Consider the following 25,508-nt stretch of genomic DNA (forward strand, 5'->3'; position numbering starts at 1 on the left):
CTCGCGGTGGGCCGCGGCCACGCCGTGGGCGTCAGCCGGTGAGGAGCGTGCGGGCGTCGAGCTCGGGAAACGCCCTGTCCCGAGCCGCCAACCGCGCCGCCTCCTCCCGCGCCTCGTGCCGTCGCCCGTCCTCGACGAGCTGGGCCAGGGTGTGGAACTCCCGGCGGTGCAGCTCGGCGCGTCCTCGGGCGTAGTCCACCGACTGGTCCCTGGTGACGAGGAAGGCCCAGTCGCTCGACAGGGCGTGGAAGAGGGTCGTGAGCAGCTGGTCGAGGTCCGGGCGGCGCGTGCCGAGCCGTCCCGCGTCGCGCTCGCGTCGGGTGAGGTCGAGCCAGCGTCGTTGCAGCCACTCGTTCTCGTGCGCGATGTCGCGCACCTGCCGCCCGGCCCACACCGAGAAGTCCTTGCCCGCGCCCCACGAGCCGGGGCCGAGGTCGAGCCCGCCGGCCACGAGGCCCGACTCGATCGCCCCCGACAGCGTGGTGACCCGGACCCCGGCCGCGCGCAGGGCCCGGATCGCGGCGCCGAGGAACGCCGGGCCCTCGTGCCACCAGTGTCCGAACAGCTCGGTGTCGTAGGCCGCGACGACCAGTCCCGGGGTGCCGGAGGCCTCGGCCACCGACCCGAGGCGCGAGCGCACCGCCGCGACGAAGTGCTCGACGTCGCGGGACAGCTGGGCCTGTGCGGCCCGGGGGTCGTACGGCCGCTTGGCCGCCGCGCCGACGTCGGGGGCCGTGATCGCCCACAGCCGGGTGCCCGTGTACTCCTCGCGCGCGTGGAAGTCGCGGTAGGCCGGTGCCGCCGGGTAGCCGGTGCGGGACGACCACACGAGGTTGGTGACGTCGAGGTCGCGAGGGACCGCGAGCAGGTCGGTGCCGCGGATGCGCCACGCCCCGTGGGGGTGGCCGCCGGAGTCGCGCACGGTCTGCTCGTCGACGACGAAGTGCCGGACCCCGGCAGCCGACAGCCCTTCGGCCAGGTGCGGCGCCCAGGCGCACTCCGGCAGCCACACCCCGGCGGGGCGCTCCCCGAAGCGCCACACGGCGTCGTCGAGCCCCGCACGCAACGGGGTCGTGACGAACTCGGGCTGCAGCAGCGGCAGGACGGGGTGGGCGGCCGGCCCTCCCAGCAGCTCCACGACGCCGTCGTCACGCAGGCTGCGCAGGACCGGTGACCCGCCGGCGCCCCACCGCGACTCCAGGAGCTCCGCGCACCGTGCGGCCGCGGCATACTCGCGCCGGCCTGCCGTGCGACGCGTCTCGTCCCGGTCGAAGCCGAGCTCGCGGGCCCGCTGCTCCCACAGGCCGACCCAGGTGCCGGTCTCGGCCCGCATCCTGGGGTGGTCGAGCTGCGCGGCCAGGACAGGGGTCACCCCGAGGGTCAGGACGTCGCGATGGCCCTGTGCCGCAAGGGAGTCCAGCTCTGCGACGAGCGGCACGTACGACTCGGCCCAGGCCTGGAACAGCCACTCCTCGCCGAGCGGCCAGACCCCGTGGCCCGGCAGCCAGGGGAGGTGCGAGTGCAGCACGAGGCAGAACGCACCGGGGACGGCCGAGGTCATGACCAGCCAGTGTGCCGCACCGGTCTCGGCCTGCCCGGGGCGCCAGGGCGTCGTGCGAGGTCGGGTGGCGCCGCGTGTGGTGGAGTGGAGCCGTGAGCAGCGCGTCAGGGAGCCGACCGCAGCCCGGAGCCGCCCTCTCCGTGCCTGCCGGGCCCGGCCTGCCCCACGGGATGCGGATCGACGCGGGGGAGCTGGTCGAGCGGTTCTCGCGGGCATCAGGCCCTGGGGGCCAGGGGGTCAACACCACCGACAGCCGGGTCGAGCTCGAGTTCGACCCGGCAACCTCTGGTGCGGTCGCCGCCCTGCCCGAGCCGGTCCGCACGCGCCTGCTGACCCACCTGGCGCCGAGGCTCGTGGGCGGTCGCCTCCTCGTCGTCGCGTCCGAGCACCGGGCGCAGCGGCAGAACCGGGTCGCCGCCCGCCAGCGCCTCGTCACCCTGCTCCGCGAGGCGGCCCTCCCGGAGCCCGCACTGCGCCGGGCCACCCGGCCTACGGCGGGGTCGCGCCGCCGGCGGCTCGACGCCAAGAAGCAGCGGGGGCGGGTGAAGGCGGCACGTCGCCGCCCCACCGGGGACTCCTGACCGGAGCGCGGCCCACGCCGCGCAGGGGGACAGCCCCCGAGGGTCCGGCGCCCCGGCGGGCGCTCAGGCCGCCGTGACCACGGCCACCAGGTCGAGGCAGTCGTCGTCCGCCGGGCCCAGCACGAAGTCGTCCACGGCCACCGACGCCACGAGCGCGCGCAGGCGGTCGGGCCACAGGTCGGGGTGGTCGGCGACGGCGTCGGCGACCTGGCCGTGGGCGGACTCCCACGCGCGCAGCCGGGTCCCGTGGTGCAGCCCCAGCAGCTCGACCCCGCTGCCGGGCAGCCAGCGGACCAGCTCGGCCGCGAGCTCCGCGGCGTCGTACTCCCGGCAGTGGTACGCGTTCGGTGGCGGCTCGTGGCGTCCGAGGCCGGGGGAGAAGGTAAGCCGGTTCGGCGTCGACAGCACGAGCGCCCCCTCGGGCCGGGTCACGCGGGCCAGCTCGCGCACGTACTCCCGCGGGGTCCAGATGTGCTCGAGGACCTGCAGCGACGTGGTGACGTCGGCCGCCGCGTCCGCGAGGGGCAGCGAGGTCAGCGCCCCGCGCAGGTACGCCGCGTGCGGGCCGCCGTGGCGACGCGCGGCGTGGGCGCACGCCGCCGGGTCGTAGTCGACGCCGACCACGCGCACCCCGGGCCACGCGCCGCGCAGGACGCTCGCGGCATACCCCTCACCGCTGCCGGCGTCGAGGACGACGGAGGGGGCGGCAGGGACGAGGTCGGGCACGGCGGCGTACACGACCTCGTGCCGCCGGAACCAGTAGTTCTCATGCCAGATTCCCGGGGCGGTTCGCTCGCCTGTGAGTCGCAGGTCAGGCCATCTGACCTGCGAAAACGCCCCTGATTCGGTCACCTGATAGCCTGTCCTCGGTTCTGCACAGCGCAGGATGCAACGATAACTCGGAGCGGTCCCCCGCCCGGCTGGCACCGGGCAGAGGACCTAGGACGGACCTGACTAGGAGGCCCACCCATGACCACCATGATGCCGACCGGATTCGCCCCATGGGTGCAGGACTACGACCTGCATCTCAGCAGCGGCGGTGTTTCACCCAAGACCCGTGAGGTGTACGCACGAGCGGTGCGCCAGTTCTGCGCTTGGCTGGCCGAGAACCATCAGGCGATCAACGACCCCTCGGCAGTCGAGCGACGACATGTCTCGGGCTGGCTGGCCAGTCTCACGGAGCAGGGGCGCGCCGCCTCCACCCGGAGCGTGCGGCTCAAGGCGCTCTCCCTGTTCTGCGACTGGCTGATCGCCGAGGGCGACTCGGGCATGACCACGAACCCCTGTGCCGGGGTGGATCGGCCCAAGGTCGTCGCTCCGGTCATTCCGATCCCCACTGATGCGGTGATCGCCAAGGTGCTCGCCGGGTGCAACGGGCAGGGATTTGTGGACCGACGCGACCACGCGCTCCTGCGCCTCTTGGCCGACGCGGGCCTGCGGCGCTCGGAGGCGGTCGGCCTCGACGTGGAAGAGATCGACGTGGCGGCCCGGCGAGCGGTGGTTGTCGGCAAGGGTGGCAGGCGGCGGGTGGTGGCGTTCTCGTCCAAGACTGCGCTCGCAGTGAGCCGGTACCTACGCACCCGCGCACGCCATCCGGGCGCTCCGACCTCGAGCGCGCTGTTCTTGTCTACCCGGCGCGCCGACCGCCTCGGCTGGCGCATGACCGGGGGTGGGGTGGCCAACATGCTGACGCGGCGCTGCGAGGCGGTCGGAGTCGAGCCGATCCACCCGCACGCCCTGCGGCACGCGGCCACCCATGCCCTGCTTGGCATGGGTGCGACCGAACAGGATGTGGAAGAGCAGATGGGATGGACCGGGGGTCAGATGGTGCGCCGGTACGGCGCGGCACTGCGCCACGGCCGCGCGCTGGACGCATTCGACCGGATCATGCCCGGCGACCGGTTGTGACCTCGCCGGAGCCACGGTGGGGCGCTGGCGAGGGGCTGCCCCTGCCCGACTGCTCCGATCCGCTCACGGCCCCGCTGACGGGCTGTGTGCGCTGCGCTGCGGTCGCCTGCCCGGTGCGGCGGCACGACCGCTCCGACGACCAGTGGCGGCAGTGCTGGCACGACCTCGACCGCGAGGACGCCCACGCCCTCTACCGGCACCACTGGTGCCTGCCGGGTGACGCCCTGCCGCTGCCCGACGACGACCCGCACGGGCTGTACTTCGACCACGACGACGCGCCGGACGCCTGCCGGTGGGTTGCCCGCTGGCGCACGCGGCTGCTGACCCTCGCCCCGACCCTGCCCGACGATCGACCGCTCGGGGTGGTTCTGCTCGACCCGGTAGGCGGGTTGGTGAGGCTCTCCTCGCACACCTCCTACCGAGACGCCGGACCAGCCCGCACACGGGCAGGCCGGAGGCCAGCCGACGACGGCATGGCGGAGGCGAAGGCGCGAGCGATCGTCCTGTGCCTCTTGGGTCACCTCCACTAGGGCGCAGACATAGGCCCACGGCCAGACGCCCGTAGCGGCCATTGACCGCAACATGCTGTCGCGCAACGGTTTTCGCGCGCCTAGATCGCGCCCCACCCCTTGACAGCACTCAGCCCAACCCGACACAATTCGGACATCGCCCCGCACCGAGCGGGGTGATCGTCACCGGGTTGACGAAGCCACCGAGGCATCCCGTCCGTAGTGGATGACGGGTACCGCGACCGCACGGTCAGCAGAGCATCCACGCCGCCGAGGGCGGTAGCCGCAGGGCTTCCCTCGACCGCTGCGGGTCGGTAACAACCACCGAGGTTGACCCGCGCCCCCGGATCGATGCAGCCGCACGGCGCACTCCGGGCCACCGTCCATGCACCAAGGACGGCGCGGTCGCCCTCTGGCTTTGGCGCTTCCCTCCGTCCTTGGGTTCCTCGTAGGAGCCCAGATGTCACAGAGCATCACCACCGACCCCACCGAGCGGGTCACTCTTCGACGGTCCGAGGCTGCACGCCGGTACGGCGTATCGGCATGGTTCATCGACCGACTGATTCGCGAGGGCACTCTCAGCGCTCACAAGGTGGGCCGAGTCGTCCTCATCGACTTCGCCAGTGCCGAAAGCGTTCTGGGAGGCGGGCGATGACCGCGACGCCCACCGAGCGAACCATGCAAGCCCGGCTTGCGGCCCACGAGTCGTGGGCGCAGACGCCGGACCGCGCTGCCCGGACGGCACCTGCCCGCGCGGCCCTCGAGGCGAAGTTCCTAGCGGAGGCGGGTGGCGACCCAGTCCGTGCCGCCAACGGCCGCAAGGCCTACTACGCCCGACTGGCGCTGAAGTCGGCGCAGGCCCGGCGCAAGGGGGCGTGATGGCGGAACAGCGAAGCGGCTCCCACGAAGGGAGCCGCCCGAGTCATCGAGCCTCCACGCCGTCCGACCAACACGAGCGTACCGAGGAACGCCCGTCCACGGAGCACGGCACCTTCACGGACATGCTGGCCCGCCACGCCCGCGACCGGGAGGAGCGACTGGCCCGAGCCATGTTCGAAGCGGACATGGACCGTCGCTGGCGAGAGGCCGCCGAGCGTATGCCGCCGATGGCCAACGGCCGCCGCGACCCGCTCGGGCGGGTGACCGACGGGCGGCAACCATGAGAACCGTCGAGCCCGTGGTGGGGGGAGTCTCGCGCCGGGACTGGCGGATGCTGGTTCAGCGGTCGCGGCTGCCGTCCAGCGTCAAGGTCACCCTGCTGGCCCACGCGAGCATGAGCCGCCACCACTTCCACGACGACCTCGCCAACGAGCACGCCATCACGAGGAAGCGGCTGGCCCACGCCGTAGGCAAGGACGAACGGTCGGTGCAGCGACACCTACGCCGAGCCGAGTCGGACGGGTGGCTGGTGCGCCACCGCAACGGCCACAACGGCATCCAGCAGTCGGTGTTCCACTACGTCACTCCCTCCAGACCGGTGCTGTGCACTGATGTGGGGTGCTGGAGTAGAGAGACAAGTAGGGAGACAGGTAGGGAGACACGCACTGCTCCCTACGTAGGGAGACAGAAATGTCTCCCCTATGTAGTTACCTACCGACACGACCGCGACACGCCCTCCGGTGCGCTGCGCTGCCGCCCACACCATGCGCTGAGCGCCAGACCACAGACCGCCTCGACAGACGAGATGACCGGGTGGCCCCGTCGTTGTCCCGGCCTCCGTCTGTGCCCGCTCACCGAGCTCGCGTCACCTCTGTGTCGTGGCGCCACGCCGCGTCACCTCAGCCGGGTACGGCACCTGCACCGGGCACCCGCATGATCGCGACCCTCGACGTGTACGCCACGAACGGCTCACGGTTCGCGCTGCTCACTACGGACGACATCGACGCGGGCGGGGCGTGGCTCCGGCGCAGGGGACTCCCGGCCTTCTGGTGCAGGAGGCGCAGGGGCTTCCTCGCCCGGCCCAGCGACCTGCCGGACATCACCACCATGGCCCGGCACGAGCGCGTCCGCGTCACCGTGCACCGGGCCGCAGGACCGAGGGAAGCGGCAATTCGCAGGCGCTACGCCACCACGACGCACAGGAGTACGGAATGAGCGAGAACAGGATCGAGCGTCCCGAGCCGGGGAGCGAGTTCACCAGCATGACCGCGACCGGGGAGCCCATGGGCGGCCTGATGCACGTGCGAGGGGTGACCGTGACCGAGGACGGCGGCGACGAGTGGACGGGCTACGTCGTGTTGCCCAACAACAAGGAGGAGACCGGTGACTGACCAGACCGAGGAGGAGCGTGACGATGCCGCGACGGAACACAAGCAGCCAAGCACTACGCCGACGACGGAGGTGGAGGCTGTTCCTGCGGGCGAGGATGGAGGGCACGACGGTTCCGAGGAAGCCGAAGTAGGGGACCGGCAGGCACGCCGCTACGCGCAGACTCGCGCGAGGCTGAAGGAGGTCAGCGCCGAACGGGACACGCTCGCCGAGCGGGTGTCCGCCTACCAGCGGGCGGACGTGGAGCGCATCGCGGGCCGTCACCTGTCCCGGCCGGACCTGATCTGGGACAACGGGCTGACGCTGGAGGCCGTGCTCGACCCGGAGAGCGGGACCGTGGACGCGGACGCGGTGGAGGAGGCGGTGCAGGGCATCGCGGAGCGGCTGCGCGGGGCTCTGCCGCCGCCCGCCCATCACCTCGACCTCGGGCCGAAGCGCACTGTCCGACAACAGGGTTCGTCGTGGGCGGGTGTGTTCAAGGGGCGGTGACCCATGCGATGATGGAGCCGTCCCCTTGACGCGTGAGTTCCGCGTCAAGGGCGACGGTCCCGCGCACGTCGTGACAGCCGACAGCCGAGGTCAGGGCCGAGCCCGCTCGGAGCGCAGTGTTCTCACTGCCTCTGGAGTCCCTCATGGCTGCTGTCACCACGTCCGACCTCTACACGTACCAGTCCTTCCGCGATCTGGTCGTGGCCCCGCTGTTCACCCAGTCCAAGGTCCTGTCCTCCGGACTGACCCGACTCGACACCGACTCCACCCACGTGACCATCCCCGTGGTCAGCGGGGGAGCGGCTACGTGGCGCGATGAACTGGAGGACCTCGGCGACGCCGGGATCACTGCCGACGAACTCGAAGTGACCCCCAAGAAGTTGGCGGTCGCCCAGATCGTCTCCTCTGAAGCCGCCGATGACGCCGACGCCGCCCAGACCCTTGGGCAGGCGATGGCGAGCGCCGCCGCCAACGCCGTGGACCTTGCCTTCTTCCGTGGCGGTGGGACCAAGGGTCCAGCCGGTCTGACCGGGACCACCATCGGCTCGGTGGACGCCGCCCCCACCGGGCTCGACGCGTACACCGACGCCATCACGCAGGTGGAGGCCGCAGGGGCCACGCCGAGCGTCATCTGGATGAGCCCCGCGACGTGGGGCACGCTCGCCAAGGTCAAGACCACCACGGGGTCCAACGCCCCAGTGCTCGTGCCTCAGTCCAACCCCGGCGCGGCCCCCGTGCGCAGCATCGCCGGAGTCCCGGTGGTCGTCACCGCTGGCATCCCCGACGACGAGGCCGTCGTCGCCGACGCCAGCCGGGTCGTGGTGGTGATGCGCCGCGACGGCCGGGTCGAGGTGGACCGCTCCGTGAAGTTCCTCAACGACGGGGTGGCCGTCCGGCTCATCCTGCGGGTCGCGTTCGCCGTCCCGTACGCCGGTGCCGCCGTCCGTATCAAGGACATCCCCTAGCACCCAAGAAGCCTCCGCGTTTCCACGGCATGGACGCGGAGGGGTTCGCTGCCCTTACCTCCTTTCGGGCAGCGACCGAACCGCACGGTCGGCGGTTCGCCCGGCCCGAGGTACCGGAGAGGGTGGCGTCGGGCCGGGCTCCGACACGCCCCAAAGCGGCCAGACCAAACGCCGTTGGGATGTCGCAGGGACCTGTCAACATCAATCCATGACTGACGGCCCGCAAGCGCCCCTACCCACGGTGCTCCTCGAGAATGTTGATGTCTCCTTGTTAGGCATCGACCCCGAAGCGCCGGTGGCTCCCGAACTGCTCACAACCTGTGCGTCGATCTTGGCGGTCGCAGCGGTCGACGCGGAGCGGTGTCGGCTCATTGTCGCGGGGGACTTCGTGGCATCGGTGCAAGAGCGCAGCACATCCGACTACTACCGAGAGAACTACGACCTCCGCAGGAGCACGGGCATGGTCGCCGCGAAAACCATGACGCTGGCTGACGGATCTATCGACGTTTTGGTCCCAGCAGGTTGGTTCTCGTTGGACCTGACGTCGGAACAGGCGGACGAGGTGCGCTCACTCGCTGTGCGAGCGGTGTGGCATGAAGCGCAGCACGTGGCAATTGCTCAGGCTGGCGAGTCGGACCCGGAAGCCTTCGTAGGAGAGCCATGGGCGCGACGGAACTTCTTGACAGTCGCAGATCAGGTGATTGAGGAGTACCGGGCCGAGCGCGCCTTAGCAGGTGACTTCGTAGTAGGCGGGCACGGCTGGGACTTAGGTGAGGTACTCGAAACTTGGAGGAACGATCTCATCCGAATCGCGTGCGTCGAGTATCAAGAGCATCTGGACGTCGGACGCCTCTGGTTCGGAATCGGTCAGGAATGCCAAACCATTTGGAAACTGCTTGCCTACGTGGCCGCCACTCTGCCTGCCGACGCGGACCCAGTCGCCTCGGTCGGCGATGACGTCAGTACGCATCCCCTTTGGAGCCGGATGGTGGGACCGCACTGGCTCCGCTTTGTCGAGATTCTCAGACCAGTACCCCCGGGGTCCGATCGGGTCGAGAGGGCAAGGATCGAACGATTTGCTGGTGATTTGGCAGACGAGCTCAGTACATGGCTCAAAACGTTGGGCTTCGACTTCTCCGACGGCGCGGATGGAAACTCGACGTTCTACATCACGGACTGGTCCTTGCTCACGGAGGGGTCCGAAGAGCGTGACCCGGCGTGAACATCACGGCGTAGAGCGTAAGGGCCCCGTCTGCAATAACCTGCGCCCACGCACGCGCGCTTGACCGGGGGTTCCGCTTCGCTTGACTGCCGAAAGGGAGGCCCCACCCCGAAAGGTCTAGGCCAATAGCGCGGCCCAAACGGTGATGCCGAACGCGAGGTATCCCACGAAGACCAGCCCGATCTTGCCCCAGTAGAAGACGCGAGGAACGAGAGCCACACGGTCGGGGGCCTCAACGCTCTCAGACGGGTCACCGCCCTTCTTCTCGCGGCTTCGAATCCATCGACGCAGGACTTCGCTGCCCACCGAGTACTGCAGCACATCAAAGGCGATCGCAAAGGCGAACAGGATGCCAGCGAAGATGAACCCCTTGGGGGTTCCCTTGACAGCGGAGAGGTCGCCCTTGTCCGTCTTGGTGAAGAGCCAGACAGCGGCGATCCCGGCGAGAGCGAGAACACGCGCCTGATCGCTCGCTTTCGCCGTGCTCGCCTCGTACCGCGCCCACGAGTCCCTGATGGTTGGCACTCGCTACTTGCCCTTCCGCCGGATCATCGGTCCCAAGTCATCCCCGCCGCGACGAAGTGCGTCTGAGAGGGGCGTCGCGTAAGCATCTGACCTCGCGGCTCTGTATTTGGTCCCAGTCTTCGTCGAAGTGGACTTCTTCGTCGAAGTGGACTTCTTCGCCGTCGCGGACTTGGTGGCGGTGGTCTTCTTCGCGGGGGTGGACTTCTTCGCCGTCGCGGACTTGGTGGCGGTGGTCTTCTTCGCGGGGGTGGACTTCTTGGCTGCGCCCGCCTTGGCGGCGGTGCTCTTCTTGGCGGCGGCGGACCTCTTGGCCGCGGGGGCCTTGGTGGCGGTCGTCCTCTTCGCGGGTGTGGACTTAACAACGCTGCGGGTCCCCGCCCCGACAGGCAGTTCTGAACCGCCCAGAGCCCGAAGGATGTCCGTGATCGTCTGGAGGGATGCCTCCGAGTCGACCGACACGACTAGTTCGTTGGAGCCGGACCTCACGTACCTGATGTCCACAACCCTCTCCTCCCCTGAGGTGAACGAGGGCACGCTACCGGTGCTGAAGGACCGATGGGCAGCATTTGGCCATCAGCGCAGCGGCTCTCAGTGCAACGAGAACTCATGGCACAGCGCTAACGGGCCTGCCGCCCGCCCCGCACCGCCGCACAGCGCTGGGCAACAGATAGCCAGTAGTTCTCGTGCCAGAACCCGGGCACGGTGCGCTCGCCGGTGAGGTCGAGCCGTGTGTCCACCGTCACCTCCTCCTCACCCCACCGGGGTGCTCGTGGTGAGCGTCACGCGGCTCCGGCGTGGGGAATCCCGGTGCGGGCTGTAAGGATGGCACCTGACCAGATACCGATCCCACAGGGAAGAGGACGATCAGCGCATGAACATCGTCGTCTGCGTGAAGTACGTGCCGGACGCACAGTCCGACCGCACGTTCAACGAGTCCGACAACACGACCGACCGGGTCGGTGTGGACGGGCTGCTGTCCGAGCTCGACGAGTACGCCGTCGAGGAGGCGCTCAAGATCGTCGAGGCCGGCGAGGGCGAGGTCACCGTCGTGACCGTCGGCCCCGACCAGGCTGCCGACGCGCTCAAGAAGGCGCTGCAGATGGGCGCCGACAAGGCCGTCCACGTCAAGGACGACGCCATCCACGGCTCGGACGCCCCGGCCACCTCGCTCGTCCTCGCCGAGGCGGTGAAGAAGATCACGGGCGGCAGCCCCGAGCTCGTCCTCACCGGCATGGCCTCGACCGACGGCACCATGAGCGTCGTCCCGGCGATGCTGGCCGAGCGGCTCGGCCTGCCGCAGGTCACCTTCGCCTCCGAGCTGACCGTCGACGGCAGCTCGCTGACGATCCGCCGCGACGGGGACGCCGCCTCGGAGACCATCACCGCCTCGCTGCCCGCGCTCGTGTCGGTCACGGACCAGATCAACGAGCCGCGGTACCCCTCGTTCAAGGGGATCATGGCGGCCAAGAAGAAGCCGCTCGAGGAGTGGAGCCTCGCCGACCTCGGCGTCGACGCCTCGCAGGTCGGCCTCGACGCCGCCTGGACCAGGGTCGAGTCGTTCACCAAGCGCCCCCCGCGCGAGCAGGGCCAGATCGTCACCGACGAGGGCGACGGCGGCGCGAAGCTCGCGGAGTTCCTGTCCGCCCAGAAGTTCGTCTGAGCCGACCGGACCAGCAGGAAGGAATCGATTACCCATGGCTGAAGTACTCGTCCTGGTCGACCACGCGAACGGCACCGTTCGCAAGACGACCGCCGAGCTCCTGACCATCGCCCGCCGACTCGGCGAGCCCTCCGCGGTCTTCGTCGGCGACGGCTTCGACGCCGCCAAGGAGGCCCTGGCGAAGTACGGCGCGGAGAAGGTGTACCGCGTCGAGTCGCCCGACGTGACCGGCCACCTCGTGGCCCCGCAGGCCGAGGTGCTCGCGCAGCTCGTCGAGAAGACCTCCCCGGCCGCCGTGCTCATCCCGAGCAACAGCGCCGGCAAGGAGATCGCCGCCCGCCTGTCCATCAAGACCGAGTCGGGCCTGATCACCGACGCGGTCGACGTGCAGGCCGGTGAGGGCGGCGGCGTGTCCACCACCCAGTCGGTCTTCGCCGGGTCGTACACCGTCAAGGCGACCGTCACCAAGGGCACGCCGATCATCACGGTGAAGCCGAACTCGGCCGCCCCCGAGGAGGCCGCAGGCGCGGCCGCCGACGAGGTCCTCGACGTGGCCATCTCGGACGTCGCCAAGGCCGCGACGATCACCGAGTCCAAGCCCAAGGAGGCCACCGGCCGCCCCGAGCTCACCGAGGCCGCGATCGTGGTCTCCGGTGGTCGTGGCACCGGCGGCGACTTCTCCCCGGTCGAGGCGTTCGCCGACAGCCTCGGTGCCGCCGTGGGGGCCTCGCGCGCCGCGGTCGACGCCGGCTGGTACCCGCACACCTCGCAGGTCGGCCAGACCGGCAAGCAGGTGTCGCCGCAGCTGTACGTCGCCTGCGGCATCTCCGGCGCCATCCAGCACCGCGCCGGCATGCAGACCTCCAAGACGATCGTCGCCATCAACAAGGACGAGGAGGCGCCGATCTTCGAGCTCGTCGACTTCGGCGTCGTGGGCGACCTCTTCCAGGTCCTTCCGCAGGCCACCGAGAAGGTGCAGGCCGCCAAGGGCTGACCCGACCGCGGTCGGCGCCCCCGACAGACGACGAACGCCCCGGACCACACGGTCCGGGGCGTTCGTCGTGTCCCGACCGCGGCGTGCCCCGAGGGAGGCACGCCCTGGCCGAGGGCCGTCGTGCTCCAACCTGGGCCCTCATGGGGCTGGCCGGCCGGCGCACGAACGAAGCCCCCGGACTCCCCTCACGGGTCCGGGGGCTCCGCGGCGATGCCGCTGGGCTGTCAGCGGATCGCGGTCGCGGCGGCCACGGCGTCGACCAGGCCGTGGCCCTTGTCGAAGCTCGTCGTGCCGTTGGTGCCCGCCTGGTACGGCGCGCCGTCGGTGTACTTGTAGGCGGTCGACTCGATGGCGGCCTCGACCTGGGCCGGGGTCGCGTTCGGGTTGGCCTGGAACAGCTGGGCGACGATGCCGGAGATCATCGGCGTGGCCATCGAGGTGCCGGAGATGGTGTTGTAGTCGCCGCCATCCTTCGGGTCCAGGCCGGTGCTGCACACGGGCAGGTAGATCCGGCACGAGGACGTGATGTTCTCACCGGGCGCGGAGATGTCCGGGTAGGTGGACTGGTCGCCGTTCCTGCCCCGCGAGGAGAAGTCGGAGACGGTGCCGTCGCGGGTGCCGGTGTCCTGGTCGTTGTAGGACGCGACCGAGAGGATGCCGGGGGTCGGGTCCTGGCCGGGCGGGTTGGACAGGCTGGCCGACCCGTCGCCGCCGTCGTTGCCGTTCGCCCAGACGGTGACGACGCCCTCCTTGACCAGCTGGCGCTGCAGCTTCACGGTGGCCGAGTTCGGGTCGAACGCGCCGCCGCCGCTGGGGCCGTAGGAGTTCGAGGTCACCTTGATCGGCGGGCACGTGCTCGCCGGGACGCCGGCCCCGCACGGGGCGGCGTGGTTCTCGAGCACCCAGTTGAGCGCGGCGTCGGCGCCGATGATGAACAGGACTGCGCCGGTGCTGATCGACACCAGGCTGGAGCCGGGGGCGGCGCCGTGCATCCTGGTGCCGTCGGAGAGGGTCACGTCGCGCCCGGCGACGATGCCGTTGACGTGCATGCCGTGGCCTCCGACCGCCAGCAGGTCGGTGTCGAGCGACCCGGCGTCGACCGGGGCGCAGGTCGACTCGGTGAGCGGCTCGCAGACCATCTTGAGGTTCTTCACGACGGCCGAGCTGCCGTCGGGGTTCTTCAGGAACGGGTGGGAGGGGTCCACCCCGGAGTCGATGACGGCGACCGACACGCCCCTGCCGTCGAGCCTGCTGCCGTCGGCGCCCACGAGGGTGTTCCGAGCCTCCTCGCCGCGGGTGGCCCTGTTCGCGGTCGAGAGGTACAGGGTGATCGGCTGGTTGCCCTCGACGTACGTGACGCCGGGCTGGGCGCGGACGGCCTGCACCTGCGCGGGGAGACCGGTGGCGACGACCACGCCGATCCTGCGGAAGGTCGTGACCCGGCGCAGGCCGGCCGCCCGGACGGCCTCGCTCGCGGCAGCCGTGTCGGTGCCGTGGACCAGGACGGTGGTGGGCGTTGCTGCGGCGAGCGTGCCGAGCTGGGTGCCCAGCCAGGGTTGGACGGGTGCGAGCGCCCGACTCGTCGGCAGGAGACCGGCGGAGGCCGGCGTGGCTGCCACGACGGAGGCGAGGGCACAGGAGGCTGCTGCTGCCACGAGAGCCGTGCGGGACTTCGTCAGCATGGGCAATGGGATCCCTTCCGGAGCTGGACCAGCGCTGTTGATGGTCCTTCTGCCCGGTCCAACGACCCCCTCCGCGCACGGTTACGGAAGGAAGGAGTAAAGAACCGGCAAAGCGGGCAGCGGTCAGCGCAACACGCCGACGCCACTCTGGCGCCTGGTCAGGCGGGCGTCGAAGCCCACCACCTGCTCCGGGGTCCCGGCCACGAGCACGGCGAACGGCGTCCCGGCCAGGCCGCTCTCGGCACCGATCACCGGGGTGCCGACCCCGGCGCCGCCCGTGGTCCGCACGGCGACGGACGCGACACCCTGCGGCAGCACGCCCCACACGAGGGTCCGGCCGCCGGCCAGTGGCACGCTCGCCCAGCCGAAGGCGGACTCGGGGTCGGGACCCTCCACCCGCAACTCGCGCCCGCTCGTGCCCACCGCGGCGGCGCCACCCTGGAGCTCCAGCCGTGCCGTGCCGCCCAGGACCTGCTCGAAGGTGATCGTGAACGAGACGACGGCCTCGCGCGGCCGGGAGGTGGTCCTGGGCGGACCGGTCACCGTGACGTCGTACGGCGCCAGGAGCGAGGGGACCTCGCCGTCCATGTCCAGGGCGATGCCGATCGAGCCCGTGCCGGCCTCACCGATCGTCCACGTGGGCAGGCCGGCGTCGTGCGTCAGCCACCCCACGTCCCTGGCGACCGGGTCCGCCGCGGGCGGCCGGGTGAGCTCGACGACGTATGCCGTGAAGTCGCCGGCGGGTGCCGTGGCCACCCGGTGGGGGGCCATCTCCCCGCCCCCGGCCGGCTGGTACACCACCTGCTCGGCCGCCCGCGGTGCCACGCCGACGAGCACCGGCTGGCCCGCGGTGCCGAGCACCTGCCGCCACACGGCACCGCTCTCCAGCAGGGCCGCGCTGGCGGGAGGTGCTGCCACACCGTGCTGCGTGACGGCGACCGTCATGATCCCGCGGGCGACCGAGACGGCGTACGTGCCCTCGGCCGTCCGGATGGTGGTGCGGCCCGACAGCTCGGGGTGGCGGGGGTGCCAGCCCGGGCCGGGCAGCGTCGAGCCGGTGACCGGTGCGCTGGTGCCGGCGGGAGGAGAGGTGGTGCGGTCGCGCCCGCCGGCGGTGACCACCCCGGTGGCGACCACGGCCACGACGACCGCCGCCGCCGCGACGGCCGCGGCCAGGGTGGCCCGGCGGCGACGCACGCGCCGGAGCCCGCGCGAGGACGAGGACTTCACGGTCCCGACGCTCACCCCGAGCAGGTCGGCCACCGCGCGCTCGGACAGGTCGGCGTAGTGGCGCAGGACGACCACCTCGCGCTCTCGCTCCGGCAGTGCCTGCAGGGCCCGCACCAGGTCCACCCGGTCCCCGGGCCCCTGGCTGCCGTGGTGGGGACCGGGGGCGTCCCGGACCTCCTCCACGAGCACGAGCCTGCGCTAGCGCCGCCACTGGCTCACCACGTGGTTGCGCAGCACCCGGTGGCAGTACGCCTCGGGCTCCTCGAGCCTGATCCGCGGCCACACGACGTACACCCGCACGAGCGCCTCCTGCGCGGCGTCCTCGGCGCGCCCCGGGTCGCCCGTGAGCAGCCACGCCGTACGCAGCAGCCGGGGCAGCGCCCGCTGGGCGAACTGCTCGAACGACCCGTCGTCCCGCCGGCCCAACACCCCACCCCCTGCACCGAAGTCTGCCGCGAGCGCGGCTGCCGTACCCGACGCCCACGCCGACCGGAAGGTTGAGTCCCCGACCCGTAAACTTTGCGGGTGACCGCGTACCTCGACCATGCCGCCACGACGCCCCTGCGCGCGTCGGCGCTCGCGGCGATGACCGAGCAGCTCCGGGTCACCGGCAACGCGTCCTCGCTGCACACCTCCGGCCGGCGGGCCCGCCGGGTCGTCGAGGAGTCCCGCGAGCAGCTGGCCCGCACCCTGGGCGCACGGCCGTCCGAGGTGGTGTTCACCTCGGGTGGCACCGAGTCGGACAACCTCGCCGTGGCCGGGACCTTCGCGGCCCGGCGCGAGGCGGACCCTGCCCGCGTCCGGATCGTGGCCAGCGCGATCGAGCACCATGCCGTCCTGGACTGCATCGACCACCTGGTGGCGCAGGAGGGGGCCAAGGTCACCTGGGTCGAGCCGGACGCGCAGGGCGTGGTGCGCGTCGACGAGGTCCGGGCGGCGATCGCCGACGACCCGGGGTCCGTCGCCCTCGTCACGGTGATGTGGGCGAACAACGAGGTCGGCACCGTCCAGCCCGTGGCCGGGATCGCCGCAGCGGCGCACGAGCACGGCATCCCCGTGCACACCGACGCGGTGCAGGCGGTCGGCCACGTCCCGGTGGACTTCGCGGCCAGCGGGGTGGACCTGCTCACCGTGACCGCGCACAAGCTCGGCGGCCCGATCGGCGTCGGTGCGCTGGTCGCGCGGCGCGACGCCGCGCTGGCTCCCCGGTCGTTCGGCGGGGGGCAGGAGCGCCAGGTGCGCAGCGGCACCCTCGACACCCCGGCGATCCGGGCGTTCGCCGTCGCGGCACAGGAGGCCGTCGGCGAGCTCGAGGCCGAGACGCAGCGGCTCGTGGCCCTGAGGGACCGGCTCGTCGAGGGGGCCCTCGACCTCGGGTACGGCATCACGGTCGGCGGTGCGTGGCAGCCCGGGGACGCCACCCTGCGCCTGCCGGGCAACGCCCACCTGCTCGTGCCGGGGTGCGAGGGCGACTCCCTGCTCTACCTGCTCGACGCGGCCGGCGTGGAGTGCTCGACCGGCTCGGCGTGCCAGGCGGGCGTGCCCCGCCCGTCGCACGTGCTGCTCGCGATGGGGCTGTCGGAGGAGCGCGCCCGGGGGGCGCTGCGGCTGACCCTCGGGCACACCTCGACGGACGCCGACGTCGACGCGGTCCTGGCCGCGCTCCCCACGGCGGTCGAGCGGGCCCGCCGGGCCAGCGGGTGGACCGGCTGATGCGCGTCGTCGCCGCGATGTCCGGCGGGGTCGACTCCGCCGTGGCTGCCGCGCGCATGCTCGACGCCGGCCACGAGGTCGTCGGCGTCCACCTGGCCCTGTCGCAGTCGGCCGCGACCCTGCGCGAGTCCGCACGCGGCTGCTGCACCATCGAGGACGCCGGGGACGCGCGCCGGGTGGCCGACGTGCTCGGCATCCCGTTCTACGTCTGGGACATGGCCGAGCGGTTCCGCCGCGACGTCGTCGAGGACTTCGTCGCCGAGTACTCCGCGGGGCGCACACCCAACCCGTGCCTGCGCTGCAACGAGAAGATCAAGTTCGCCGCCCTGCTGGACAAGGCCCTCGCGCTCGGCTTCGACGCGGTGGCGACCGGCCACTACGCCCAGGTGGTCGAGCGCCCCGACGGTGCCCGCGAGCTGCACCGGGCGGTCGACCCGGCCAAGGACCAGTCCTACGTCCTCGGGGTCCTCGACGCCGACCAGCTGGCGCGCGCCTTCTTCCCCCTCGGCGACACGACGAAGCCGCAGATCCGCGAGGAGGCACGCGAGCGCGGCTTCTACGTCGCGAACAAGCCCGACTCCCACGACATCTGCTTCATCAGCGACGGCGACACCCGCGGCTGGCTGGCCGAGCGGCTGGGGGAGCGGCCGGGTGAGGTCGTCGACGCCACGACGGGAGCCGTCGTCGGGACGCACACCGGCGCCTACGCGTACACCGTCGGGCAGCGCCGGGGGCTGGGGCTGGACCGGTCCTCGCTCGACGGCACCCCGCGCTACGTCGTCGGGGTGGACACCGCCGCCAACCGGGTGACGATCGGCACGGCCGAGCTGCTCGGGGTCGACGCCATCCGCGGCGACCACGCGCGCTGGTGCGGCCAGGCGCCGGACGGCGTCGTCGAGGTGGGCGCCCAGGTGCGCGCCCACGGCGAGGAGGTGCCGGCCACGGCGTGGGCGGACGGCGACGAGGTGCAGGTGCGCCTGGGCTCCCGGGTGCGCGGCGTGGCGCCGGGCCAGTCGGTGGTGCTCTACGAGGGCACCCGGGTCGTGGGATCGGCCACCATCGCCGCGTCCTGGCTGGAGCGCTGAGCCGGTATGCCGGGGGGTCAGGAGGTGCCGGACCGCACGATCCACGACGGGTCGCCGCTGGCGCGGGTGCGGGCCCTCTGCCTGGCGCTCCCCGCCACCGAGGAGCGGACGTCGCACGGTGAGGCGACGTGGTTCGCCGGGGGCCGCAAGGCGTTCGTCATGGCCGCCGACCGGCACCACGACGACCGGGTGGCGGTCTGGGCGGCTGCACCGGAGGGTGTCCAGGAGGCGCTGGTCGCCGAGGACCCGGACCGCTGGTTCCGCCCGCCGTACGTCGGCCACCGGGGGTGGGTCGGTGCCTGGCTCGACGTCGACGTCGACTGGGAGCGGCTCGAGGACGTGGTCGACGACGCCTGGCGCCGTGTCGCGCCCGCGCGGCTGGTCGCCCAGCACGACGCGGCCGGACCGGCGGGCGGCTGACGCCCGACCCGGCGACGACCGGTACGCGACGGCTGCCGGCGTGGCGCCCACGACGCGCCGAGCGCCCACCCGAACTGGTCTCCGGTCTGCGCGGCGCGTCGCGGCCCGCCACGGCCCGCCGCGGCCCGCCACGGCCCGCCACGGTCCGTGGTGTCCGGGGGCTCTGCGTTGCCCCGGCTGCTGGGGCAACGCACAGCACGCGAGCCAGCGCCCGTTGCCGCCCGCCTGCCGTCACGGGCCGGTGCGTCGCCCACCCGGGCCTGGCACCGTCGGTGGGCGTCGGTAGCCTCGGCCCGTGGCACGCGCGACCGGCATCGGCTCCCTCCCCGGCACCGACGTCCGGGAGGCGCTCAAGGGCGTGCGCGAGCTCCTCGCCGACGGGCACCTGCCCTACCTGCCCGAGCTGCCGGCGCGGGGGCCCGGCGCCGACATGGTGGGGCGCGGCGCCGCCCTGCTCGTCGAGCTGCCGGTCGACCTGCAGCCGTCGGGGTGGCGGTTCGTCGACCGCCCCGGACGCGACGCCGAGCGGGCCGCCGCCTACCTGCGCCAGGACCTCGACGAGCTCGCTGAGGCCTTCGAGGGGTACGAGGGCGAGCTCAAGGTGCAGGCCACCGGGCCGTGGACGCTTGCCGCCGCCGTCGAGCTCAACCGGGGTGAGAAGGTCGTCTCCGACGAGGGGGCGGTCCGCGACCTCGTCGGCTCCCTGACCGAGGGGCTGCGCGTCCACCTGGGCCGGGTGCGGCAGCTGGTGCCCGGTGCCCGGCTGGTCCTGCAGGTCGACGAGCCGTCGCTGCCGGCGGTGCTGGCCGGCCGGCTGAGTACGGCGAGCGGGTACGGCCACCTGCGCGCCGTCGACCCGCAGGTCGTGGCCACCGGCCTGCGCGACGTCCTGGCCGCCGCCCCCGAGGGCGTGGCGACGGTCGTGCACTGCTGCGACCCCGGCATACCCCTGCCCCTGCTGCGCCAGACAGGGGTCGGCGCCATCGCGCTCGACACGACCGCCCTCACCCCCCAGCGCTGGGAGTCCCTCGCCGCGACGGTCGAGTCCGGGGTCGCGGTGTGGGCCGGGTGCCTGCCGACCGACGGCTCGGGCACGGCGCGCGAGGCGGCTGCCGCGGTCGAGCGCGGCTGGACCGACGCCGGTATGCCTCGTGCCTCCCTCGGGGACCTCGTCGCCACCCCCGCGTGCGGCCTCGCCGGACTCACACCCGAGGGGGCCTGGCGCGTTTCACGCGCAGCGGTCGACGTGGCCGCGGAATGGTCCGAACGAGCCGAGAGTTGACGCCCGAGTGAGCAGCACCGTCGCGGCCCCACCCCGCACCCCCGACACGACCGGGCCGGCTGCGCCGCGCGTGCCGTGGCAGGCCAAGTACCTCCTGCTCGCCCTCATCTGGGGCTCGAGCTTCCTGCTCATGAAGGTCGGGTTGCGCACCATGGCGCCGCTGCAGATCTCGGGGCTGCGCATCCTCGCCGGCACGCTGACCCTGCTCGGGCTGCTGTCGGTGACGGGTGGTCGGCTGCCCCGGGAGCCGCGGGTGTGGGGTCACCTCGCCGTGTCGGGCGTGTTCCTCACGGCGCTGCCGTTCAGCCTGTTCGCGGCGGGGGAGGAGCGCGTCTCCTCGGCGCTGGCCGGCATCGGCAACGCGACGACCCCGCTGGCCGCCGTGTTCTTCGCCCTGCTCCTGCTGCCCTCCGACCGGCTCTCGCCGCGCAAGCTGGCCGCCGTGCTCATCGGCTTCGTCGGGGTCGTGGTCATCATGCAGCCGTGGGAGTCCGCCGGCCGGCCCGACCTGCTCGGCTTCGGGATGACGCTCGTGGCCGGCGCCTGCTACGGCCTGGGCTGGACCTACAACCGCCGGTTCCTCGGCACGGCCGACCTGGGTGGCCTGTCGATGCCGACGGCCCTGCTGCTCGTGGGGACCGCCCTGATGGTGCCGGTCCTGCTCGTGTGGTGGCTGCTGCACCGCGACGCGTACGCCGCCCCGTGGTCCGGCCACGCCGACCCCGCCGGCGGCGGCTGGGTGCTGCCGCTGCTGGCCGTGCTCGCCCTGGGCGTGGTCGGGACGGGGCTGGCGTACATGCTCCAGTTCGACGTGGTCCGCGGGGCGGGTGCGACCGTCAGCACGACCGTCACCTACCTCATCCCGGTGGTGTCGGTGGTCCTGGGCGTCGTCGTCCTGCACGAGCACCTCGCCTGGCCGCAGCTCGCCGGCGCCGCGGTCGTGCTCGTCTCGGCGGTCGTCATCGGCCTGCCCGCCCGCAAGCGGGCCTAGGCGTCGGCGGGCTTGCTGACCTCGCGGCGCAAGATCTTGCCCGTGGCCGTCTTGGGCAGCTCCTCGACCTGCCAGAGGTGGCGCGGGTACTTGTAGGCGGCGATGTTGTCCTTGACGAACTGCTTGACGTCCTCGAGCGTCGCCGTCGCCCCCGGCCGCAGCGCCACCGCGGCTCCGACCTCCTCGCCGAGCAGGTCGTCCGGCACCGACACCACGGCCGCCTCGACCACGTCGGGGTGCTGGTAGAGCACCTCCTCGACCTCGCGCGGGTACACGTTCATGCCGCCGCGCAGGATCATGTCCTTCTTGCGGTCGACGATCGTGTAGTAGCCCTCCTCGTCGACGGTCGCGAGGTCGCCGGTGCGGAACCAGCCGTCGGGGATCGCCTCGGCCGTGGCCTCGGGCTTGTTCCAGTAGCCCTTCATCACGTTGTCGCCGCGGATCGCGATCTCGCCGACGCCCTCGCCGGGGCCGACGTCCTGGCCGTCCATGCCGACGAGCTTCATCTCGCAGCCGGGGATCGCGACGCCGATGGTGCCGGGCTTGCGCTCGCGGTCGGGCATGTTGAACGACGCGACCGGTGAGGTCTCCGACAGCCCGTACCCCTCGAGGATGATGCAGCCGAACTTGTCCTCGAACGCCTTCTGCACCTCGTGCGGCATGGCCGACCCGCCCGAGCAGCAGACGCGCAGCGACGAGGCGTCCATGCCGTCCGAGCGCGGGTGGTTGAGGATCGCGGCATACATCGTCGGCACCCCGAGCATGATCGTGACCCGCTCCTTCTCGATCACCTCGATCGCCCTCTCCGGGTCGAACCGGGGGATGAGCGCCAGCGACGCGCCGGCGACCACGGCGGCCTGCAGCCCCACGACGAGCCCGAAGACGTGGAACAGCGGCAGGCAGCCCATCAGGACGTCGTCGGGGCTGGTGTGCTGGATGTCGATCGCGCTGCGCCTGGCGTTGAGGTGGATGTTGGAGTGGGTGAGCTGGGCCCCCTTGGGCCGGCCCGTCGTGCCCGAGGTGTAGAGGATGAGCGCGTCGTCGTCGTCCGCGCGCTCGGTCGGCTCGGCGATCGGCGTGCCCTCGGGCAGGACGCCCTCGACCGGGCCGAGGGGCGTGCACTCGACGATGGTCGTGCCCGAGCTCTGCGCCCCCTTGGTCGCCTCGCCGACGAAGTCGGGCCAGACGAACGCCACCTTGGCCCCGGAGTCGGTGAAGAAGTAGTCGATCTCGCCCGACTTCAGCAGCGGGTTCATCGGGACGACGACGCCGCCGGCGAGCAGGATGCCGTAGAACACCACCGGGAACGCCGGCACGTTCGGGAGGATGATCGCCACCCGGTCGCCGGGCTCGACGCCCGCCGCCCGCAGCTGGCCGGCCACCTTCGCCGCCATGGCGTGGAGCTGGCCATAGCTGATGCTGTTGCCCTCGATCCGGATCGCCGACTGCTCGGGCGTCCGCTGGGCGGTGGTGGTCAGGTCGGTGGCGATGTTGGTCATGCTGGGCGCTCCACTCCGTCGGGGACGTTTGGCTGCATCCTCCCTGCTGGCGCGGGGTTTGGCTACGGATCCGCGGTATGCCGGGTGGCTGCCACCCGGACGACGGCCCGGGACGGCCGCCGGTGCCCGCAGTCCGTGCCCGCCGCCGGCGCCGGGCGCCGGTGCCCGGCCGTCCCGGGCGGGACGTCGGGGGTGTGCGGCAGGATGAGGCGCGTGAGTGAGAACGGCACGAGCGCACCCGCCCGCGACGCCCTCGTCTCCGAGGTCGTGCCCGAGGAGGCCCGCCACGAGTGGGCCGACCTGGCCGACCAGGCGAGCGCGGCGCAGTTCGCCTACCACGTCAAGGACGCCCCGACGATCAGCGACGCCGCGTACGACCAGCTGATCCGCCGGCTCAACGAGCTGGAGGGGGAGTACCCCGAGCTGCGGTCCCCGGAGAGCCCGACGCAGCAGGTCGGGGGAGCGGTCTTCTCGACCGACTTCCAGGCGGTCGACCACCTGGAGCGGATGCTGTCCCTGGACAACTGCTTCTCCCCCGAGGAGCTGGCCCAGTGGGCGGCCCGGGTCGAGCGCGACGCCGGCACCACGGACCTGCACTACCTGTGCGAGCTGAAGATCGACGGGCTCGCGGTCAACCTGCTCTACGAGAACGGCCGCCTCACCCGCGCCCTGACCCGTGGTGACGGCCGCACCGGCGAGGACGTCACCAACAACGTCAGGACGATCGAGGGCATCCCGCACCAGCTCTCCGGCAGCGACCACCCCGCCCGGGTGGAGATCCGCGGTGAGGTCTACTTCCCCGTCGAGGCGTTCGCCGACCTCAACGCCTCGCTCGTCGAGGCCGGCAAGGCGCCCTACGCCAACCCCCGCAACACGGCCGCGGGGTCGCTGCGGCAGAAGGACCCCCGCGTGACGGCGACCCGTGGGCTGCGGATGCTGGTGCACGGCATCGGCTTCCGCGAGGGCTTCGACCTCACGCGGCAGTCCGAGGCGTACGAGCTGTTCCGTGCCTGGGGGCTGCCCATCTCGACCCACTTCACGGTCCTCTCCACGATCGCCGAGGTGCAGGAGTACGTCGCCTACTACGGCGAGCACCGGCACAGCGTCGAGCACGAGCTCGACGGCATCGTCGTCAAGGTCGACGAGGTCGGGCTCCAGCGCCGGCTGGGGTCGACATCCCGGGCACCGCGCTGGGCGATCGCGTACAAGTACCCGCCGGAGGAGGTCAACACCAGGCTCCTCGACATCCAGGTCAACGTCGGCCGCACGGGGCGGGTGACGCCGTTCGGCGTGATGGAGCCGGTCGTGGTCGCGGGCTCGACCGTCGAGCGCGCGACGCTGCACAACGCAGACGAGGTGAAGCGCAAGGGCGTGCTCATCGGCGACACCGTGGTGCTCCGCAAGGCCGGCGACGTCATCCCCGAGATCCTCGGCCCGGTCGTCGACCTGCGCGACGGCACCGAGCGCGCGTTCGTCATGCCGACCCACTGTCCCTCGTGCGGCACCGAGCTCAAGCCCGAGAAGGAGGGCGACAAGGACATCCGCTGCCCCAACGCCCGCACCTGCCCCTCGCAGCTGCGCGAGCGGCTCGCCGGGCTGGCCGGCCGCGGCGCCTTCGACATCGAGGCCCTCGGGTGGGAGGGCGCCGGTGCGCTGCTCGACTCCGGCGTGCTCGAGGACGAGGGCGGGCTGTTCGGCCTGCGCGACGAGGACATCGCGCAGGTCCCCCTGTTCACGAGGGCGGCGAAGAAGACCGACGCCGAGGAGTCCGTGGTCGACGGGCGCGTGCTCTCGGCCAACGGCGCGCGGCTGGTGGCCAACCTCGAGCAGGCCAAGGGCCAGCCGCTGTGGCGCGTGCTCGTGGCCCTGTCGATCCGGCACGTGGGGCCCACCGCCGCCCGGGCGCTCGCCCAGCACTTCGGCACGATGCAGGCCATCCGCGACGCCTCCGTCGAGGAGCTCGCCGGGGTCGAGGGCGTGGGTGGTGTCATCGCCGACGCCGTCCGCGACTGGTTCGACGGTGAGGGCAACGACTGGCACGTGCGGATCGTCGAGCAGTGGGCCGCCGACGGGGTGCGGATGGAGGACGAGCGCGACGAGTCGGTCGAGCAGACCCTCACCGGCATGACGGTCGTCGTCACCGGCTCGCTCGAGGGCTTCAGTAGGGACGAGGCGAAGGAGGCGATCCTGGCCCGAGGCGGCAAGGCGTCGGGCTCGGTGTCGAAGAAGACCGACTGGGTCGTCGTCGGCGAGAACGCCGGGTCCAAGGAGGACAAGGCGCGCGAGCTCGGCCGACCCATCCTCGACGAGGCCGGCTTCCGGCAGCTGCTCGAGACCGGCACGGCCACACCGGTGGGCGGGTCGTCGGGCGAGGCGGGCTCGTCGGCCGACGGGGCGGCGCAGGCCGCCGGGGACGACACGGACGACGGTGCGGGGGAGGGCGCGTGATCTCCCCGGAGGTCTACCTGCGGTTCAGCGACGCGGCGCTCGTCGCCATGCGCGACATCGTCATCGAGCTCGGCGACGACCTGGCCAACCGCCGCCCCGACCTGCCCGGCGCCAACAGCCCGGTGCAGATCCTCACCCACTGCCTCGGGGTCTGCGCTGCCTGGGCGTCGACGACCAACCTCGACCGGCCGGTGCCGCGCGACCGCGACGCCGAGTTCACCGCGACCGGACCGGTCGCCGAGCTCGCCGCCGCCACCGACCGGCTGCGCGCCGACTTCGCCGGCTGGGTCCGGGACGCCAGCCCGGCCGACCCTCCCGTGCGCCCGGTGCGCCGTGACGAGTACGCCACCCAGGGCGAGGTGCTGCTGCACGTGTACGAGGAGCTGGCCCAGCACCGCGGCCAGCTCGAGCTCACCCGCGACCTGTTGCGCGCGACGGCCTGACCCCCGGACGTCCGGCGCCGGTAGCCGCCCGCG

At 72.3% G+C, this 25,508-nt stretch carries 28 protein-coding genes; 20 read left to right on the top strand and 8 right to left on the bottom strand.

Annotated elements, in window-relative coordinates; genetic code table 11:
• Positions 1 to 31: 31 nt before the first annotated feature.
• Positions 32 to 1,561, bottom strand: coding sequence for a 1,4-alpha-glucan branching protein domain-containing protein (locus tag ACYVDO_RS01840; RefSeq protein ID WP_460932430.1), 1,530 nt, complete (start codon positions 1,559 to 1,561; stop codon positions 32 to 34).
• A gap of 170 nt (positions 1,562 to 1,731) precedes the next feature.
• Here ACYVDO_RS01840 and arfB point away from each other — a divergent pair, with 170 nt between their 5' ends.
• Positions 1,732 to 2,142: an alternative ribosome rescue aminoacyl-tRNA hydrolase ArfB gene (gene arfB / locus ACYVDO_RS01845; protein ID WP_460932670.1), complete on the top strand. Its 411-nt coding sequence runs from the start codon at positions 1,732 to 1,734 to the stop codon at positions 2,140 to 2,142.
• Positions 2,143 to 2,205: 63 nt separating this feature from the next.
• On the opposite strand, the gene ACYVDO_RS01850 is transcribed toward arfB, so the two are convergent.
• Complete coding sequence (locus ACYVDO_RS01850) at positions 2,206 to 2,880, bottom strand: class I SAM-dependent methyltransferase (protein ID WP_460932432.1); 675 nt, start codon at positions 2,878 to 2,880, stop codon at positions 2,206 to 2,208.
• A 231-nt stretch (positions 2,881 to 3,111) separates the two neighbouring features.
• Here ACYVDO_RS01850 and ACYVDO_RS01855 point away from each other — a divergent pair, with 231 nt between their 5' ends.
• The 10 genes from ACYVDO_RS01855 to ACYVDO_RS01900 all read left to right on the top strand — a co-directional run bounded on the left by ACYVDO_RS01855 (position 3,112) and on the right by ACYVDO_RS01900 (position 9,503).
• Positions 3,112 to 4,050, top strand: a complete 939-nt coding sequence (locus ACYVDO_RS01855; protein ID WP_460932434.1) for a tyrosine-type recombinase/integrase — start codon at positions 3,112 to 3,114, stop codon at positions 4,048 to 4,050.
• 113 nt (positions 4,051 to 4,163) lie between these two features.
• On the top strand, positions 4,164 to 4,580 hold the full coding sequence (locus ACYVDO_RS01860) for a hypothetical protein (RefSeq protein WP_460932436.1): 417 nt from the start codon (positions 4,164 to 4,166) through the stop codon (positions 4,578 to 4,580).
• Between the two features lie 439 nt (positions 4,581 to 5,019).
• Entirely contained in the window at positions 5,020 to 5,214 is a 195-nt protein-coding gene (locus ACYVDO_RS01865; protein WP_460932437.1) for an excisionase family DNA-binding protein, read from the top strand.
• Entirely contained in the window at positions 5,211 to 5,438 is a 228-nt protein-coding gene (locus ACYVDO_RS01870; RefSeq protein ID WP_460932439.1) for a hypothetical protein, read from the top strand. The genes ACYVDO_RS01865 and ACYVDO_RS01870 overlap by 4 nt, the downstream gene beginning before the upstream one ends.
• A gap of 122 nt (positions 5,439 to 5,560) precedes the next feature.
• A complete protein-coding gene (locus tag ACYVDO_RS01875; protein WP_460932440.1) occupies positions 5,561 to 5,722 on the top strand; it encodes a hypothetical protein in 162 nt (53 codons plus the stop codon).
• 649 nt (positions 5,723 to 6,371) lie between these two features.
• On the top strand, positions 6,372 to 6,653 hold the full coding sequence (locus ACYVDO_RS01880; protein WP_460932441.1) for a hypothetical protein: 282 nt from the start codon (positions 6,372 to 6,374) through the stop codon (positions 6,651 to 6,653).
• Positions 6,650 to 6,829, top strand: coding sequence for a hypothetical protein (locus tag ACYVDO_RS01885; RefSeq protein ID WP_460932442.1), 180 nt, complete (start codon positions 6,650 to 6,652; stop codon positions 6,827 to 6,829). The genes ACYVDO_RS01880 and ACYVDO_RS01885 overlap by 4 nt, the downstream gene beginning before the upstream one ends.
• Complete coding sequence (locus tag ACYVDO_RS01890) at positions 6,822 to 7,316, top strand: hypothetical protein (protein WP_460932444.1); 495 nt, start codon at positions 6,822 to 6,824, stop codon at positions 7,314 to 7,316. The genes ACYVDO_RS01885 and ACYVDO_RS01890 overlap by 8 nt, the downstream gene beginning before the upstream one ends.
• Positions 7,317 to 7,459: 143 nt before the next feature.
• Positions 7,460 to 8,281, top strand: a complete 822-nt coding sequence (locus ACYVDO_RS01895) for a phage major capsid protein (RefSeq protein WP_460932446.1) — start codon at positions 7,460 to 7,462, stop codon at positions 8,279 to 8,281.
• Positions 8,282 to 8,489: 208 nt separating this feature from the next.
• The gene (locus ACYVDO_RS01900) at positions 8,490 to 9,503 is read left to right on the top strand and encodes a hypothetical protein (RefSeq protein ID WP_460932447.1); all 1,014 of its coding nucleotides are present in this window, start codon (positions 8,490 to 8,492) and stop codon (positions 9,501 to 9,503) included.
• 117 nt (positions 9,504 to 9,620) lie between these two features.
• Here ACYVDO_RS01900 and ACYVDO_RS01905 read toward each other — a convergent pair whose 3' ends face one another.
• The gene (locus ACYVDO_RS01905) at positions 9,621 to 10,028 is read right to left on the bottom strand and encodes a hypothetical protein (RefSeq protein WP_460932449.1); all 408 of its coding nucleotides are present in this window, start codon (positions 10,026 to 10,028) and stop codon (positions 9,621 to 9,623) included.
• 3 nt (positions 10,029 to 10,031) lie between these two features.
• Positions 10,032 to 10,562, bottom strand: coding sequence for a hypothetical protein (locus tag ACYVDO_RS01910; RefSeq protein ID WP_460932451.1), 531 nt, complete (start codon positions 10,560 to 10,562; stop codon positions 10,032 to 10,034).
• Positions 10,563 to 10,899: 337 nt separating this feature from the next.
• Between ACYVDO_RS01910 and ACYVDO_RS01915 the strand changes: the two genes are divergently transcribed.
• Positions 10,900 to 11,688 carry an electron transfer flavoprotein subunit beta/FixA family protein gene (locus tag ACYVDO_RS01915; RefSeq protein ID WP_460932453.1) on the top strand — a complete coding sequence of 263 codons (789 nt, stop codon included), beginning with the start codon at positions 10,900 to 10,902 and terminating at the stop codon, positions 11,686 to 11,688.
• Between the two features lie 34 nt (positions 11,689 to 11,722).
• Positions 11,723 to 12,682, top strand: a complete 960-nt coding sequence (locus tag ACYVDO_RS01920) for an electron transfer flavoprotein subunit alpha/FixB family protein (protein WP_460932454.1) — start codon at positions 11,723 to 11,725, stop codon at positions 12,680 to 12,682.
• Between the two features lie 224 nt (positions 12,683 to 12,906).
• On the opposite strand, the gene ACYVDO_RS01925 is transcribed toward ACYVDO_RS01920, so the two are convergent.
• The 3 genes from ACYVDO_RS01925 to ACYVDO_RS01935 all read right to left on the bottom strand — a co-directional run bounded on the left by ACYVDO_RS01925 (position 12,907) and on the right by ACYVDO_RS01935 (position 16,023).
• Positions 12,907 to 14,364 (bottom strand): S8 family serine peptidase, encoded by a 1,458-nt coding sequence (locus tag ACYVDO_RS01925; RefSeq protein ID WP_460932456.1) that lies wholly within the window; start codon positions 14,362 to 14,364, stop codon positions 12,907 to 12,909.
• 123 nt (positions 14,365 to 14,487) lie between these two features.
• Entirely contained in the window at positions 14,488 to 15,777 is a 1,290-nt protein-coding gene (locus ACYVDO_RS01930) for a sigma factor-like helix-turn-helix DNA-binding protein (protein ID WP_460932458.1), read from the bottom strand.
• Positions 15,778 to 15,792: 15 nt separating this feature from the next.
• Positions 15,793 to 16,023 carry a sigma factor gene (locus ACYVDO_RS01935; RefSeq protein WP_460932460.1) on the bottom strand — a complete coding sequence of 77 codons (231 nt, stop codon included), beginning with the start codon at positions 16,021 to 16,023 and terminating at the stop codon, positions 15,793 to 15,795.
• 96 nt (positions 16,024 to 16,119) lie between these two features.
• Between ACYVDO_RS01935 and ACYVDO_RS01940 the strand changes: the two genes are divergently transcribed.
• The 5 genes from ACYVDO_RS01940 (at position 16,120) to ACYVDO_RS01960 (ending at position 21,085) form a co-directional block, all read left to right on the top strand.
• Positions 16,120 to 17,307, top strand: a complete 1,188-nt coding sequence (locus tag ACYVDO_RS01940) for a cysteine desulfurase family protein (protein ID WP_460932461.1) — start codon at positions 16,120 to 16,122, stop codon at positions 17,305 to 17,307.
• Positions 17,307 to 18,392 (top strand): tRNA 2-thiouridine(34) synthase MnmA, encoded by a 1,086-nt coding sequence (gene mnmA, locus ACYVDO_RS01945; RefSeq protein WP_460932463.1) that lies wholly within the window; start codon positions 17,307 to 17,309, stop codon positions 18,390 to 18,392. The genes ACYVDO_RS01940 and mnmA overlap by 1 nt, the downstream gene beginning before the upstream one ends.
• A 24-nt stretch (positions 18,393 to 18,416) precedes the next feature.
• A complete protein-coding gene (locus ACYVDO_RS01950) occupies positions 18,417 to 18,812 on the top strand; it encodes an MmcQ/YjbR family DNA-binding protein (RefSeq protein WP_460932465.1) in 396 nt (131 codons plus the stop codon).
• Between the two features lie 295 nt (positions 18,813 to 19,107).
• Positions 19,108 to 20,094 carry a uroporphyrinogen decarboxylase/cobalamine-independent methonine synthase family protein gene (locus tag ACYVDO_RS01955; protein WP_460932467.1) on the top strand — a complete coding sequence of 329 codons (987 nt, stop codon included), beginning with the start codon at positions 19,108 to 19,110 and terminating at the stop codon, positions 20,092 to 20,094.
• 7 nt (positions 20,095 to 20,101) lie between these two features.
• Positions 20,102 to 21,085, top strand: coding sequence for a DMT family transporter (locus ACYVDO_RS01960; protein WP_460932469.1), 984 nt, complete (start codon positions 20,102 to 20,104; stop codon positions 21,083 to 21,085).
• Here the strand turns inward: ACYVDO_RS01960 and ACYVDO_RS01965 are convergent.
• Entirely contained in the window at positions 21,082 to 22,584 is a 1,503-nt protein-coding gene (locus ACYVDO_RS01965; protein ID WP_460932471.1) for a long-chain-fatty-acid--CoA ligase, read from the bottom strand. The two genes, ACYVDO_RS01960 and ACYVDO_RS01965, sit on opposite strands and share 4 nt — an antisense overlap.
• A 204-nt stretch (positions 22,585 to 22,788) precedes the next feature.
• Between ACYVDO_RS01965 and ligA the strand changes: the two genes are divergently transcribed.
• Together ligA and ACYVDO_RS01975 are read left to right on the top strand one after the other, a co-directional pair.
• The gene (gene ligA / locus ACYVDO_RS01970) at positions 22,789 to 25,032 is read left to right on the top strand and encodes an NAD-dependent DNA ligase LigA (protein WP_460932472.1); all 2,244 of its coding nucleotides are present in this window, start codon (positions 22,789 to 22,791) and stop codon (positions 25,030 to 25,032) included.
• Complete coding sequence (locus tag ACYVDO_RS01975) at positions 25,029 to 25,475, top strand: DinB family protein (RefSeq protein WP_460932474.1); 447 nt, start codon at positions 25,029 to 25,031, stop codon at positions 25,473 to 25,475. Before ligA ends, ACYVDO_RS01975 begins: the two co-directional genes overlap by 4 nt.
• The last annotated feature ends 33 nt before the right edge of the window (positions 25,476 to 25,508 follow it).

The sequence above is a fragment of the Phycicoccus ginsengisoli genome, from assembly GCF_054779295.1.

Bases quoted from the DNA above. Each gene is read 5' to 3' on its own strand.
- ACYVDO_RS01900 (WP_460932447.1), top strand. From the start codon at position 8,490: ATGACTGACGGCCCGCAAGCGCCCCTACCCACGGTGCTCCTCGAGAAT.
- ACYVDO_RS01925 (WP_460932456.1), bottom strand. From the start codon at position 14,364: ATGCTGACGAAGTCCCGCACGGCTCTCGTGGCAGCAGCAGCCTCCTGT.
- ACYVDO_RS01895 (WP_460932446.1), top strand. From the start codon at position 7,460: ATGGCTGCTGTCACCACGTCCGACCTCTACACGTACCAGTCCTTCCGC.
- ACYVDO_RS01880 (WP_460932441.1), top strand. From the start codon at position 6,372: ATGATCGCGACCCTCGACGTGTACGCCACGAACGGCTCACGGTTCGCG.
- arfB (WP_460932670.1), top strand. From the start codon at position 1,732: ATGCGGATCGACGCGGGGGAGCTGGTCGAGCGGTTCTCGCGGGCATCA.
- ACYVDO_RS01855 (WP_460932434.1), top strand. From the start codon at position 3,112: ATGACCACCATGATGCCGACCGGATTCGCCCCATGGGTGCAGGACTAC.
- mnmA (WP_460932463.1), top strand. From the start codon at position 17,307: ATGCGCGTCGTCGCCGCGATGTCCGGCGGGGTCGACTCCGCCGTGGCT.
- ACYVDO_RS01920 (WP_460932454.1), top strand. From the start codon at position 11,723: ATGGCTGAAGTACTCGTCCTGGTCGACCACGCGAACGGCACCGTTCGC.
- ligA (WP_460932472.1), top strand. From the start codon at position 22,789: ATGAGGCGCGTGAGTGAGAACGGCACGAGCGCACCCGCCCGCGACGCC.
- ACYVDO_RS01865 (WP_460932437.1), top strand. From the start codon at position 5,020: ATGTCACAGAGCATCACCACCGACCCCACCGAGCGGGTCACTCTTCGA.
- ACYVDO_RS01870 (WP_460932439.1), top strand. From the start codon at position 5,211: ATGACCGCGACGCCCACCGAGCGAACCATGCAAGCCCGGCTTGCGGCC.
- ACYVDO_RS01965 (WP_460932471.1), bottom strand. From the start codon at position 22,584: ATGACCAACATCGCCACCGACCTGACCACCACCGCCCAGCGGACGCCC.
- ACYVDO_RS01875 (WP_460932440.1), top strand. From the start codon at position 5,561: ATGCTGGCCCGCCACGCCCGCGACCGGGAGGAGCGACTGGCCCGAGCC.
- ACYVDO_RS01885 (WP_460932442.1), top strand. From the start codon at position 6,650: ATGAGCGAGAACAGGATCGAGCGTCCCGAGCCGGGGAGCGAGTTCACC.
- ACYVDO_RS01840 (WP_460932430.1), bottom strand. From the start codon at position 1,561: ATGACCTCGGCCGTCCCCGGTGCGTTCTGCCTCGTGCTGCACTCGCAC.
- ACYVDO_RS01915 (WP_460932453.1), top strand. From the start codon at position 10,900: ATGAACATCGTCGTCTGCGTGAAGTACGTGCCGGACGCACAGTCCGAC.